Raw genomic sequence first — 13,594 nt, 5'->3', positions numbered from 1 at the left:
GCCGGGCTCAGCTCACCTTGATCTGGTCGTACACCGGGACGCTGAAGGGGTTGAGCTTGACGTCGGACAGCCGCTCGGACCAGCCGGCGCTGCCGTTCTGGTACCAGAGCGGGATGGCGGCCATGTTGTCCCGGACGACCTCCTCGGCCTGCTTGAACAGGTCGACGGCCTTGGCGGTGTCGGTCTCCTGGTTGGCCTGGTCGACGAGGTTGTCGAAGTCCTCGTTGGACCACTTGCCGTCGTTGGAGGAGGCGTTGGTGTAGTAGAGCGGCTGGAGGAAGTTCTGGATCAGCGGGTAGTCCATCTGCCAGCCGGCGCGGAACGGGCCGTTCATCTTCTGCTGGGTGATCTGGTTGCGGAAGTCGGCGAAGGTGCCGACCGGGTTGCCGGTGCAGGCGCGGTCGTTGTCCAGCGCGTTGTTGATGGAGTTGCACACCGCGTCCACCCACTCGCGGTGCGAGCCGGTGTCGGCGTTGTAGGTGATGGTGACCCGGCCGCCGGGCAGCCCGCCGCCCTCCTGGATCAGCTTCTTCGCCTCGTCCGGCTTGTACTCGCAGCCGTCCCCGCATAGTCCGTCCTGGAAGCCGCCGTCCTCGCCGAGAACCGGGGAGGTCCAGTCGGAGGCCGGGGTGCGGGTCTTCTGGAAGATCGTGTCGGTGATCTGGTCGCGGTCGATGGCCATGGAAAGGCCCTTGCGCACCTTCTCCATGCCGGGCTTGTCCCACGCCTGGTCGTAGAAGGGGAAGGCGAGGGTCTGGATGATGCCGGCCGGGGTGTTGAGGTAGCGGTCGCCCAGGTCGTTCTGGACGTTCTTCAGCTGGGCCGCGGGCACGTCGTCGACGAGGTCGAGGTTGCCGGCGATGAGGTCGGTGTAGGCGGTGTTGTTGTCGGTGTAGACCTTGAGGTCCACCCCGCCGTTCTGCGCCTTGTCGTCACCGGGGTAGTCGTCCCACTTGCGCAGGGACATCTGCGAGCCCTTGGTGTACGAGTCGACCATGTACGGGCCGTTGCCGACCGGCTTGGCGACCCAGGCGGCGTGGTCGTCGAAGAACGCCCTGGGCAGCGGGGCGAAGGCGTTGTAGCCGAGGGTGTCGGGGAAGGTGGAGAACTTCTGGCTGAGCTTGACGGTGAAGGTGCGGTCGTCGACGACCTTCAGCCCCGACATGGTGTCGGCGCTCTGCTCGCTGCCGTCCTCGGGGTGGACCTCGTCGTAGCCCTCGATGTAGCCGAAGAAGTAGGCGTTGCGCTGGTTGTTCTTCAGGCTGGCGCCGTAGTTCCAGGCGTCCACGAACGACTGGGCGGTGATCTTCTCGCCGTTGCTGAAGGTCCAGCCGTCCTTGATCTTGACCGTGAAGTTCTGCGAGTCCGAGGTCTCGATGCTCTCGGCCAGCATGTTCTGCGCCTCGCCGGTCTCCGGGTGGTAGCGCTTCAGACCGCGGAAGATCATGTCGAGCACCTTGCCGCCCTGCACCTCGTTGGTGTTGGCGGGCTCCAGCGGGTTCTGCGGGTCGCCCCACGAGGCACTCAGCACCGCGCCGGCGTCGCCGCTCCCCCCGCCGTTGCCGTCCCCGCCTCCGCAGGCCGTCGCCGCGAGGGCGACCACCGCCGCGCAAACGACCCATTTGGCGTGCGTGGCTCCGCGCATGGAGTGCCTCCTCGTACGTGCGCAGTCGTGCGCTGATCCTTTACCGGCCAATATCGGGGCAAAGGGTGCGCGACGCACTTGTGCAGCGCCTGTCCGGGGACGACTCCAGCCGTATGTACGTATCGGGAGCGACCGAACGGTCTCGAACACGCCGGAACCCGGCCACCCCATGACGGGGTGCCGGGTTCCGGGCGACGCCGGCCGACGGGACGTCAGGCCGCGTGGACCACGTCCACGGGACGTCAGGCCGCGTGGACCACGTCCTTCTCCTCGGCGAAGTGGCAGGCCGACTCGTGGGCCGCCGGGGAGTCCGAGCCCTTGAAGCGCTCGGGGATCGCCAGCAGCGGCACCTCCTCGGCACACTTGTCCTGGGCCTTCCAGCACCGGGTGCGGAAGCGGCAGCCCGAGGGCGGGTTGGCCGGCGACGGCACGTCACCGGTGAGGATGATCCGCTCCCGGCCCTCGCGGGCCTCCGGGTCGGGCACCGGGACCGCCGACAGCAGCGCCTGGGTGTAGGGGTGTGTCGGGTGGTCGTAGATCTGCGTGTCGGTACCGATCTCGGCCATCTTGCCGAGGTACATCACGCCGACCCGGTCGGAGATGTGCCGGACGATCGACAGGTCGTGCGCGATGAAGAGGTAGGACAGGTTGAACTCGTCCTGCAGCGCCTCCATCAGGTTGATGACCTGTGCCTGCACCGACACGTCCAGCGCCGAGACCGGCTCGTCGCAGATGATGATCTCGGGGTTCAGGGCCAGGCCGCGGGCGATGCCGATGCGCTGGCGCTGACCGCCGGAGAACTGGTGCGGGTAGCGGTTGATGTACTCCGGGTTCAGGCCCACCACGTCCAGCAGGTCCTGCACCTTGCGGCGGCGGTCGCCCTTCGGAGCCACCTCCGGGTGGATCTCGAACGTCTCGCCGATGATGTCGCCCACCGTCATCCGGGGGTTCAGCGAGGTGTACGGGTCCTGGAACACCATCTGGATGTTGCGGCGGACCGCCTTCAGCGCACGCCCGGACAGCTTGGTGATGTCCTGGCCCTTGTAGAAGATCTCGCCCGCGGACGCCCGCTCCAGGTTCATCAGCAGCTTGGCCACCGTGGACTTGCCGCAGCCGGACTCGCCCACGATGCCCAGGGTCTCGCCCTGGTACAGGTCGAAGGAGATGCCGTCCACGGCCTTCACCGCGCCGACCTGCTTCTTGAACAGGATGCCCTGGGTGAGCGGGAAGTGCTTCACCAGGTTGCGGACCTGGAGGATCGGCTCACCGCGCTCCACCGGGGCGTCGAGTGCGGCCACCTCCTCGGCCTCGCTCGCCGTCTTGACGACATCCACCTCGGAGACGTTCGGCGTGGCGTCGACCGGCCCGTCCTTCTTGCTGAGGTCAGCCATGGATCGTCTCCTTCCAGAAGTGGCACGCCGAGGCACGGCCGACCAGTTCGGTCCCGTCCCGCTCGGTCACCGGGTGCAGCGGCGGGACGTCCGTGGTGCAGACGTCCTGCGCCATCGGGCAGCGCGGGTTGAACGCGCAGCCGCTCGGGATGCGCGTCAGGTTCGGCGGCAGCCCCTTGATCGCGTACAGCTCCTGGCCCTTCTGGTCCAGGCGCGGGATCGAGTCCAGCAGCCCCTTGGTGTAGGGGTGCGCCGGCCTCTTGTACAGCTCGTGCACCGGGGCCTGCTCCACGATGCGGCCCGCGTACATCACCGCGATCTTGTCCGCGACGTCGGCGACCACGCCGAGGTCGTGGGTGATGAGGATCAGACCCATGTGGTACTCGCGCTGGAGTTCCGCCAGCAGGTCCATCACCTGGGCCTGGACCGTCACGTCGAGCGCGGTCGTCGGCTCGTCGGCGATGATCAGGTCGGGCTCCAGGGCCAGCGCCATGGCGATCATGATGCGCTGGCGCATACCGCCGGAGAACTGGTGCGGGTAGTCGCCCACCCGCGCCGCGGCGGCCGGGATCTTCACCCGGTCCATCATCTCGATGGCCCGGCGCTTGGCGTCCTTCTTGGACAGGCCCTGGTGCACCCGGAACATCTCGCCGAGCTGGTAGCCCACCGAGAGCACGGGGTTGAGCGAGGACAGCGCGTCCTGGAAGATCATGGCGATCTTCCGGCCGCGGATCTTCCGCCGCTCGTCCTCGGACATCTTCAGCATGTCCTGGCCGTGGAAGAAGATCTCGCCCTGGGGGATGCGCCCGGGCGGCATGTCGAGGATGCCCATGACCGCCTGCGCGGTCACGGACTTGCCGGAGCCCGACTCGCCGAGCACGGCGAGCGTCTCGCCCGCGTTCACGGAGTAGTTGACCCCGTTGACGGCCTTGGCGACGCCGTCCCGGGTGTGGAACTCCACGTGCAGGTCGCGGACCTCCAGCAGCGGACGTTCCGCCGCCCCGGTCCCGTCCGGCGCGGGGGTTCCGGCCGTTTCTTCGATGATGGTCACGTACGCCTCCCTCAGCGCAGCTTGGGATCGAGGGCGTTGCGTACCGCATCGCCGAACATGAGGAACGAGAGCACCGTGATCGAGACCATCACCGAGGGGATGATCAGCGTGAACGGCGCGTTGCGCAGCTGCTCGCGGCCGGTGGACACGTCGACGCCCCACGACACGGTGGGCTCCGCGAGCCCGACGCCGAGGAAGGACAGCGTGGCCTCGGCCGCGATGTAGCCGCCCAGGGCGATGGTCGCGACGACGATGATCGGCGCGATCGCGTTCGGCAGGATGTGCCGGAGCATGATGCGCGTGGTGGAGGCACCGAGCGCCTTGGCGGCGACCACGTAGTCGGCCTGCTTCACGGTGAGCACCGCGCCACGGGCGACACGGGCGATCTGGGTCCAGCCCAGGAAGGCCAGCGCCATGATCACCACCCAGACGGTGCGGTTCTCGAAGGACGTGAGGACGACCAGGGCGCCCAGCAGGAACGGGATGCCGAAGAACACGTCGGTGACGCGGGACAGCACGCTGTCCAGCCAGCCGCCGAAGTAGCCGGCGGTCATGCCGATGAGCGTGCCGAGCAGGGTCACCAGGATGGTGACGCCGACACCGACCGTGATCGAGGCGCGGGCACCGTAGATGATCCGTGCGTAGATCGAACGGCCCTGGCCGTCGTAGCCCAGCCAGTCCTCGGCGAAGAAGTGGCTCCAGTTCGGCGGCTGCAGGTAGTGGGCGGCGAGGTCGGCGTCGCGCGGCGAGGCACTGGTGAACAGTCCCGGCCAGATCGCCATCACCAGGAGCACCAGGATGAGCAGGGAGGACACCAGGAACATGGGCTGGCGCCGCAGGTCGTGCCAGGCGTCGGACCACAGGCTGCGGGCCTTCGCGGGCGCCGGGCCGGTCTCCAGGGTGGCGGCCGGCACGGGGGCGGCGGCGGTGGCCGGCACCTCGGGGGTCTTCGCGGTTTCGGCGGTCTTCTCAGGCATACCGGATCCTCGGGTCCAGGACCGCGTACAGCAGGTCGACGAGCAGGCTGGTGGCCAGGTACACCAGGACGATCAGCGAGGCGATGCCGACGACGGTCGCGCCCTCACGGCGCATCAGCGCCTCGTAGATGGCGTTGCCGACACCCTTCACGTTGAAGATGCCCTCGGTGACGATGGCGCCGGTCATCAGGTTGCCGATGTCGGTGCCGAGGAAGGTGACCACGGGGATGAGCGAGTTGCGCATCAGGTGGACGCCGACGATGCGGCGCTTCGGCAGGCCCTTGGCGACCGCCGTGCGCATGTAGTCGGCGCGCAGGTTCTCCGCCATCGAGGTCCGTGTCAGACGGGCCACATAGGCCAGTGACAGTGATCCCAGCACGATCGCGGGCAGGAGGAGTTCGCCCAGGTTCTCGGAATCGTTGACGTTGGGTTCGACGATTCCCCACTGGAAGGCGAACAGGTACTGCATCAGGAAGCCCAGCACGAAGGACGGCATGGAGATGAGGATCAGCGTCAGCGTCAGCAGGCCGCGGTCCTGGAGGGTGTCCGGGCGCAGACCCGCGATGACACCGAGGCCGATGCCGACGAGGACCGTGAAGGTGAACGCGAACAGCGTGAGCCTGATGGTGACCGGGAACGCGTCGGCGATGATGTCGGCGATGGGCCGCTGGCTCGCGATCTCCGTGCCGAAGTCGCCCTGGACCAGGCCGCCCAGGTAGTTCGCGTACTGCTGCCAGAGGGGCTGGTCGAGCCCGAGGTCCTTCTTGATGCTGGCGACGACCGCGGGGTCGTACGCCTGATCTCCCATGAGCGCTCTGACGGGGTCGCCGGGCAGGGCGTACATCATGGCGAAGATCAACAGGGTTGACCCGATGAAAACCGGGATCATCTGGAGCAGTCGTCGTACGACATAACGCCCCATGCGTGCCTCCGTGAGGGGTGTGCTACGGCCGAAAGGGGTCGTCCGTGAAGGAACGACCCCCGGTCCGGCCCCCGCCGCCGCCGGATCGGCGGCGGCGGGCAACGGCCGAGTGAGGTGAGGCCCACGGCCTCCTTACTTGACGGTGACCTCGGTCAGTTCGAGGTCGCCGTGGAAGTCGACGTTGACGTTCTCGACTCCCTTGCCGTGGCCGCCGTTGATCCGGTAGTACCAGAGCGGGATCGCGGGCATCTTCTCGAGAAGCTTCTTCTCGACCTCCTGGTAGGCCTTCACGGCCTCTTCCAGGGACTCCGCGTTGTCACCCTTGGCCATCAGACCGTCGATCTCCTTGTCGGAGAAGCGACCGTTGTTGGACTCGGCGTTGGTGTGGTACAGCTCCTTGATGAAGTTCACGTTGACCGGGTAGTCGGCGACCCAGCCACCGCGGTACATGCCCTTCACCTGGTTGTTGTCACGGGCCTCGAGGTCCGTGGGGAAGTCCGGCTTCGCGTCGCCGACGCAGTCCACGCCGGTGGCCTTGCGGATGGACTCGCAGACCGCGGTCACCCACTCCTTGTGGCCGCCGTCGCTGTTGTACTGGATGGAGAACTTGTTCCCCGGAACGCCGCCGCCCTCCTTGATGAGCTTCTTGGCCTTCTCCGGGTTGTACGTGAACACGTCCGTACCCAGGTCCTGGTGGCCCTTGACCTGCGGCGGCGTGAAGCTGATCGCCGGCGTACGGGTGTTGTTCAGGACGGTCTTGGTGATCGTGTCACGGTCGATCGCCATCGACAGGCCCTGGAGGACCTTGGGGTCGATGTCCTTGAACGTCTTGGTGTAGAACGCGGGGACCAGCGTCTGGATGGCCGCGTACGGCTGCTCGATGGCGCCGTCACCGAGGTCCTGCTTGTACTTCGGCAGGTCCGTCGGGCCGACCTGACGGATCATGTCCAGGTTGCCGGAGACGACGTCCCGGTAGGCGGCCTCGAGGGTCGAGTAGTTCTTGAACTGGATGCCCTCGTTCTTGGCCTTGTTCGGACCCTTGTAGTCCTTGTTGGCCTTGACCTGGATGAGCTTCTTGTGGTCCCACTTCTCGAAGACGTAGGGACCGTTGCCGACCGGCTTCTGGCCGAAGGCCTTCGGGTCGTCGAAGAACACCTTGGGCAGCGGGGCGAAGGTGGAGTAGCCCAGCTTGTAGTTGAAGTAGGGGACGCGCTCCTTCAGCTCGATCGTGAAGGTGGTGTCGTCCACGACCTTCAGACCGGACATGGCGTCGGCCTTCGGGTCACCCTTCTCCGGGTGGACGTCGTCGTAGCCCTTGATGTCCGAGAACCAGAAGGAGTTCTGCTGGTTGTTCTTGATGTTGGCGTACCAGTTCCAGGCGTCGACGTACGACTTGGCCGTCACGTCCTCGCCGTTGTGGAACTTCCAGCCCTGCTTGAGCTTGACCGTCCAGGTCTTCGAGTCCTCGGTCTCGACAGACTCGGCGTTCGTGTAGACGATCTCGCCCTTGCTGTCGAAGTCCAGCAGCTGCGTGAACAGGGACTGGATCACGTACGAGCCGTTGGTCTCGTTGGTGTCGGCCGGGATCAGCGGCTTCTGCGGCTCACCGACGTCGATCGAGACGTAACCCTCGGGGCCGGAACGCTTCTTCTGCCCCTCGTCGTCACTCCCACTGCCACCACCACAGGCAGTAGCGGCCAGAGCGACGGCTATCGCACCCGCGACCCACTTGGCGCTCTTGGCACCGCGCATGGGTTCCTCCTCATGAGTCCATTGGTTCACCGCAAAGGGGAGCACACGACACTCCACCGTCCACCGCCCGTCGCCGGTGCCGGAGATAGTCAGGTGCCCCCGCGCTCGTGAGTCGGCGCCGTCAGCGCGTGACCCGTTCATCCGAGCTCTACGCGCCCAACTATCTGCCATGCGCCAGGACCGAACCACACCCACGAGGTCTCGGTTCGATCACAGCTCGGTCCTACATCTTCCAAAATCCGGACAAAGGGTTTGGTGAAAGATCCCTGCGAAACGGACTTGTTACACATCTATCGGAGCCAGGCGTCCGCTATGCGGACGCCTGGGAGGAAAAAATCGATTGCGGGTAACGTGACCGCGCTGCAGGGTGCCCGTGCGGGCTGCCGTGCGCTCAGCGCGCTTGCCCCGTACGGCCGTTGACCGTGGAGGCCACGGATCCGGGACGTACCGACGGCAGGGCGCGCCATCCGGCAGCAGGGTAGTGCGAAAGGGCCGCTCGGGACCGGTTTCGGGGGCAGATCGAGGGTTTTCCCCCTACCCCTCCCCCACCTCGCCGATCGCCGTACCCCGGCGGGCTCGGCACCGCCCCCGCCGACCGCTGAGGCGCACGTCACAACGCCCGCCGCGCGGAGGTGACGCCGGCCCTACCGGACCGCGACCGCAAGGCACCGGACGGACCGGACGGCGACCGCGCAGCGGCCGTCCACGGGCACGCCCCCCGCACAGCGCCGCACAGCGGCACACCGCGCGCACGTCCGCCGCCGCCACGGCCTCCGGGAGAGGGGAGATGCCGTGTCGCCGGTGCCGGGGGGCCGCCCGGCACGCCTCCACCGGGCCGTGGCCGGGATTCCGCCGGGCACACCCCCGGCGGGCCGAGGCCACGGCACTCCGGCCGCCCCGAGCACCGGGACGGCCGGAGAAGGCCCCGCAGGGCCTCTGAAGGCGGATCAGCCGTGCTTGGCGCGGCTCGCGGCGCGGGCGCGCTCGCGGGCGTCCAGGTTCACCTTGCGGATGCGGATGGACTCCGGCGTCACCTCGACGCACTCGTCGTCGCGGCAGAACTCCAGGGACTGCTCCAGCGACAGCTTCCGCGGCGGCACGATGGACTCGGCCACGTCCGCGGTGGAGGAGCGCATGTTGGTGAGCTTCTTCTCCTTGGTGATGTTGACGTCCATGTCGTCGGAGCGGGAGTTCTCACCGACGATCATGCCCTCGTACACCTCGGTGCCGGGCTCGACGAACAGCACGCCCCGCTCCTGGAGGTTGGTCATCGCGAACGCGGTGACCGCACCGGCCCGGTCGGCGACCAGGGAGCCGTTGTTGCGGGTCTGGAGCGTGCCGAACCAGGGCTCGTGGCCCTCGTGGATGGAGTGGGCGATGCCGGTGCCGCGGGTCTGCGTCAGGAACTCCGTGCGGAAGCCGATCAGGCCGCGGGAGGGCACCACGAACTCCATGCGCACCCAGCCGGAGCCGTGGTTCGACATGTTGTCCATGCGGCCCTTGCGCACACCCATCACCTGGGTGACCGCGCCCATGTGCTCCTCGGGCACGTCGATCGTCATCCGCTCGACGGGCTCGTGCACCGCGCCGTCGACCTCCTTGGTGACGACCTGCGGCTTGCCGACGGTCAGCTCGTAGCCCTCGCGGCGCATCTGCTCGACCAGGATGGCCAGCGCCAGCTCGCCGCGGCCCTGCACCTCCCAGGCGTCGGGCCGGTCGGTGTCCAGCACGCGCAGCGACACGTTGCCGATCAGCTCGCGGTCCAGCCGGTCCTTGACCTGACGGGCGGTGACCTTGCGGTCCTTCACGGCCGCCTTGTTGTCGGCGCCCTTGCCGCTGCCGCCACGGCCCACCAGCGGGGAGGTGTTGGTGCCGATGGTCATCGAGATCGCGGGCTCGTCCACCGTGATGAGCGGCAGCGGGACCGGGTTCTCCGGGTCGGCCAGCGTCTCACCGATCATGATGTCCGGGATGCCGGCCACCGCGCAGATGTCACCGGGGCCGGCCTTCTCGGCGGGCTTGCGGGTGAGCGCCTCGGTCATCATCAGCTCGGAGATCCGCACGTTCTGCACGGAGCCGTCGCGCTTCATCCAGGCCACGGTCTGGCCCTTCTTCAGCTCGCCCTGGTGCACGCGGAGCAGCGCGATGCGGCCGAGGAAGTTGTCCGCGTCGAGGTTGGTGACGTGCGCCTGCAGCGGGGCGCCCTCCTCGTAGGTGGGCGCGGGGATGTGCTGGAGGATCGTGGAGAAGAACGGCTCCAGGGAGTCGGAGTCCGTGGGCACCGTGCCGTCCTGCGGCTTGGTCAGCGAGGCGATGCCGTCCCGGCCGCAGGCGTAGACGATCGGGAACTCGATCTGCTCCTCGTCGGCGTCCAGGTCGAGGAAGAGGTCGTAGGCCTCGTTGACGACCTCGTCGATCCTGCTGTCCGGACGGTCCGTCTTGTTGATGCACAGGATGATCGGCAGCCGCGCCTGGAGCGCCTTGCGCAGCACAAAGCGGGTCTGCGGCAGCGGGCCCTCGGAGGAGTCCACGAGCAGCACGACACCGTCGACCATCGACAGCGCGCGCTCGACCTCGCCGCCGAAGTCGGCGTGGCCGGGGGTGTCGATGATGTTGATCGTGATCGGGTCCCCGCCGTCCTTGGGGTGGTACTTCACCGCCGTGTTCTTGGCGAGGATCGTGATGCCCTTCTCACGTTCCAGGTCGCCGGAGTCCATCATGCGCTCGTCGACCTGGTCGAGCTGGTGGGCGGCGAAGGCGCCGGCCTGCTTGAGCATGCCGTCGACGATGGTGGTCTTGCCGTGGTCGACGTGGGCGACGATGGCGACGTTGCGGATGTCGTGACGCTGGATGGACAAAGCCATGGGTTGGCGTACTCCCGGAATGGTGAGGAATGGCCCGGCGCAGACGGCTGTGGTGCGCGGACCCTGCCGGGCTGAACACGCCACGGCCTCTCCCCATGTTACGGGCCCGACATCGGCCCGCCTGCGCAGAACGTCCCGCCCGGGACCTCCGCTCCCCCTGATCAGAGCCTCGGCGGTGCCGGGTCGGGCGGGGCCCGCGAGCGGAAAGCCCGCAGCTCCACCGCCCCTGCGGGCCACTGCGGACCCCCGGCGAGGGCGGCGACGACGCCATGGCGCCACGGCCCGGCGTGACCTGCCGCACAGTTTCCCGACGGGGCGTGCGAGGGGCCGGAGCGGGACGTGCGTCACCCGGGCTTCCGGGGCCTGTCACCCGCGGTTCGGGGCCGGGGCCGGAGGGCGGGGAGCCGGTGCCGGGAGGGAGTGGGCGCCGGCCGGGGGCGCGGCGCTTCGGCTCCCGTCCCGAGGTGCCGGCGGCGCCGTGCCTCGAGCCCTCCGGTCCGTCACTCCGTGCCGGCGGTGGCGCGCTCGCCGGCCGGGCCCCCGGCGGACTTCTTCAGGAAGCCCATGTCCTCGTACACCGGGGTGCGGAATCCGAAGGCGCCGGCGTTGACGAGGTCCTTGCGGGCGGCCGTGAGCTGCGGGCGCTGGTAGAGGGGGATGGACCCGGCCGCCGCCCAGATGCGGGAGTCGGCCTTGCGGAGCAGGGCGCTGCGGTCGCCGTCGTCCAGGGTGGTGACCGCCTGGTCGAAGAGCTGGTCCACCTGGTCGGTGCCGACCCGGGTGTAGTTCTGCTCGACGTTGAGCGAACCGTCCGCGGCCGGGACGGGCTTGGCGTAGACGGGACGCGCGTCGGTGGCGGGGTAGGCGGTGGCGGGCCAGGAGTAGAGGGCGAGGTCGTACTGGCCGGACGCGATGTGGTCCCGGAAGAAGCTCTCGTCGTCGACCTTGGTGACGTCCGTGCGGATGCCGACGCGGGCGAGCATGGTGCCGATCCGGTCGGACACGGTGCGCAGGACGTCCGACCCGGGCCCGGAGGGGAGCACGAAGCGCAGGGTGAGCGCCTTGCCGTTCTTGGCGAGCGGCGCGGTCTCGGCCTTGGCCGGGGCGGCCGTGCCCTTGGGCGCGTAGGCACCGGGGGCGGCGCCCTGCTTCAGCTGGGGCCCGTCCTGAGCCAGGTGGTCCTCACCGGACCCGCCCTCCGACTCCGCGGGCGCCTTGCCGTCGTCCTTCTTGTCGTCGCCGTCGTCCTTCTTGTCGTCCTTCTTCCCCTCGTCCTTCTCGCCCTCCCCCTGCTTCTCCTTCTTCTCCTTCTTCTCGTCGCCGTCCTCGCCGTCCTCGCCGACGATGTACGTGCCGTCGTCGTCCCCGTCGTCCCCGGAGTCCTTCCCGGACCCGTCGGCCTTCTTCCCCTCCGCTCCGGCCGCCTTCTCCTTGTCCCCCTTCTCCCCCTTCTCCTCCTTCACCGGGCCGCCCGGCACCCAGCCGGCGTCCGCGAGGAGGGCCCGCGCCTCCTTGGCGTCCTGGTCGCCGAGGGCGCCGCTGTTGTCGGCGTAGGCGGCCTGGCCGGCCAGGGCGAGGTGGCTGCCGACGGGTTCGGCGGGCAGGCCGAGCGGCTTCAGCACCGCCTCGGCCAGGGCCCTGCGGTCCAGGGCGCGGGCCACCGCCCGGCGGACCCGCTCGTCGGCGAGGGGGCCCTCGGCGCCGTTGAGGGCGAGCTGGGTGTAGGCGGGTTCGAGTGACTTGCGCACCTCGAAGCCGGTGAGGGCCTTCTCCTCCTTCGCCCGGGCGACGGCCTTCTCGCGGGCGGTGACCTCCTCGTCCGAGGCGTCCTCGTCCGAGCCGTTCGCCTCGGCCCAGGAGTGCAGGGCCTCGGCCGAGGAGGCGGCGTCGCGGCCCGGGCCCATCAGAGGGGTGGCACCGTCCTTCGACCGCGCGCTGACGGTGATGCGCCGGGCGGCGGACGCGTCGATCTCCGCCAGGTCGATCTTTCCGTCGGCGAGCGCGGCCACCCGTTCGTCGCGGGGGACGGCGCGCAGCACGATCTCCTCGAGCCGGGCCGGGTCGCCCCACCACCGCGCGTTGCGGGTCAGGGTGACCTCGTCCTTCTTGCCGTCGACCTTCTTGACCTTGAAGGGACCGGCGGTGACCTTGAGCTTCTTGCGCGCCCCGTCGTTGAAGGAGTCGGGCGAGCCCATGACCTCCTTGGGGTACAGGGGTGTGAACAGTGACCGCCAGTCCGCGTAGGCGCGGCTGAAGGTGACCTTGACCTCCAGGTTCCCCTTGCCGCGCTCGATCTTCTCGATGCGGTCGTAGCCCGCGTTCCGCGCGGTCCAGTAGGCGGTGTCCTTGCCGGACAGGGCGCGCCACTGGGCGGCGAAGTCGGCGGCGCCGATCTCGCGGCCGTCGCTCCACACGGCCTGCTGGTTGAGCTTGTACAGCACGACCTGCTTGGGCTCGGTCTCGACGACCTCGGCGGACTCCAGGTAGTCGGGGTTGCGCTCCGGACGGCCCTGGGCGTCCATGCGGAACATCGACGGCAGGACGGCCTGGGCGACCCGGGCGGTGGTGGCGTCGGCGTCGGACTGGAAGGTGTTCAGGGTGTCGGGGACGGTGTCCACGGCCCAGCGCAGGGTGCCGCCGTCGGTGATCTCGGAGCGGGCCGCGGGGGCGATGTCCGCGCCGGCGAGCGGCTTGCCCGCGGGATCGTCGGAACTGCACCCCGCCAGGGCGGTCACCGCGAGTGCGCCGGCGGTGAGGAAGGTGACCGAGCGCAGTACCGCGCGCGGGCGGACGCCGTCGTGGGACATCTCTGGGTACCTCCGGAAGGCCGCGGGCGTTACGATCACTTTTGGCGGTATTTGGTGCTCATCTGATGTATGCCGCCACTGAAGAGGAAAGGGTTCGGCAACCGAGGGCGACACGGCGACCACGGCGGGGAAGCCCACCCGTGCGGCGCAACGCACCGGCCGGTGCACCCGTACGCCTCGGCCAA

The 13,594-nt window shown here is 68.8% G+C and carries 8 protein-coding genes; all 8 read right to left on the bottom strand.

Annotated elements, in window-relative coordinates:
* Positions 1–7: 7 nt before the first annotated feature.
* Entirely contained in the window at positions 8–1,645 is a 1,638-nt protein-coding gene (locus AB0F01_RS08560; protein ID WP_362091300.1) for an ABC transporter substrate-binding protein, read from the bottom strand.
* 242 nt (positions 1,646–1,887) lie between these two features.
* Positions 1,888–3,036: a dipeptide ABC transporter ATP-binding protein gene (locus AB0F01_RS08555; RefSeq protein WP_362091297.1), complete on the bottom strand. Its 1,149-nt coding sequence runs from the start codon at positions 3,034–3,036 to the stop codon at positions 1,888–1,890.
* A complete protein-coding gene (locus AB0F01_RS08550) occupies positions 3,029–4,087 on the bottom strand; it encodes an ABC transporter ATP-binding protein (RefSeq protein WP_362091294.1) in 1,059 nt (352 codons plus the stop codon). The genes AB0F01_RS08555 and AB0F01_RS08550 overlap by 8 nt, the downstream gene beginning before the upstream one ends.
* Before the next feature lie 11 nt (positions 4,088–4,098).
* Complete coding sequence (locus AB0F01_RS08545) at positions 4,099–5,064, bottom strand: ABC transporter permease (RefSeq protein WP_362091291.1); 966 nt, start codon at positions 5,062–5,064, stop codon at positions 4,099–4,101.
* On the bottom strand, positions 5,057–5,986 hold the full coding sequence (locus AB0F01_RS08540; RefSeq protein ID WP_362091288.1) for an ABC transporter permease: 930 nt from the start codon (positions 5,984–5,986) through the stop codon (positions 5,057–5,059). The genes AB0F01_RS08545 and AB0F01_RS08540 overlap by 8 nt, the downstream gene beginning before the upstream one ends.
* Positions 5,987–6,118: 132 nt before the next feature.
* On the bottom strand, positions 6,119–7,738 hold the full coding sequence (locus AB0F01_RS08535) for an ABC transporter substrate-binding protein (protein ID WP_362091286.1): 1,620 nt from the start codon (positions 7,736–7,738) through the stop codon (positions 6,119–6,121).
* Positions 7,739–8,685: 947 nt separating this feature from the next.
* Entirely contained in the window at positions 8,686–10,602 is a 1,917-nt protein-coding gene (gene typA / locus AB0F01_RS08530) for a translational GTPase TypA (protein ID WP_362091283.1), read from the bottom strand.
* Between the two features lie 500 nt (positions 10,603–11,102).
* Complete coding sequence (locus AB0F01_RS08525) at positions 11,103–13,409, bottom strand: ABC transporter family substrate-binding protein (RefSeq protein WP_362091281.1); 2,307 nt, start codon at positions 13,407–13,409, stop codon at positions 11,103–11,105.
* Positions 13,410–13,594: the final 185 nt, after the last annotated feature.

This window comes from Streptomyces sp. NPDC029526 (assembly GCF_040637405.1).
GTDB lineage: Bacteria > Actinomycetota > Actinomycetes > Streptomycetales > Streptomycetaceae > Streptomyces.
Note: the sequence above shows the minus strand (reverse complement) of the source record. Positions and strands in the feature narration are given on the sequence as shown.

Excerpts from the sequence above, each read along its gene's own strand:
- typA (WP_362091283.1), bottom strand. The coding sequence starts at position 10,602 with ATGGCTTTGTCCATCCAGCGTCACGACATCCGCAACGTCGCCATCGTC.
- AB0F01_RS08535 (WP_362091286.1), bottom strand. The coding sequence starts at position 7,738 with ATGCGCGGTGCCAAGAGCGCCAAGTGGGTCGCGGGTGCGATAGCCGTC.
- AB0F01_RS08540 (WP_362091288.1), bottom strand. The coding sequence starts at position 5,986 with ATGGGGCGTTATGTCGTACGACGACTGCTCCAGATGATCCCGGTTTTC.
- AB0F01_RS08525 (WP_362091281.1), bottom strand. The coding sequence starts at position 13,409 with ATGTCCCACGACGGCGTCCGCCCGCGCGCGGTACTGCGCTCGGTCACC.
- AB0F01_RS08555 (WP_362091297.1), bottom strand. The coding sequence starts at position 3,036 with ATGGCTGACCTCAGCAAGAAGGACGGGCCGGTCGACGCCACGCCGAAC.
- AB0F01_RS08560 (WP_362091300.1), bottom strand. The coding sequence starts at position 1,645 with ATGCGCGGAGCCACGCACGCCAAATGGGTCGTTTGCGCGGCGGTGGTC.
- AB0F01_RS08545 (WP_362091291.1), bottom strand. The coding sequence starts at position 5,064 with ATGCCTGAGAAGACCGCCGAAACCGCGAAGACCCCCGAGGTGCCGGCC.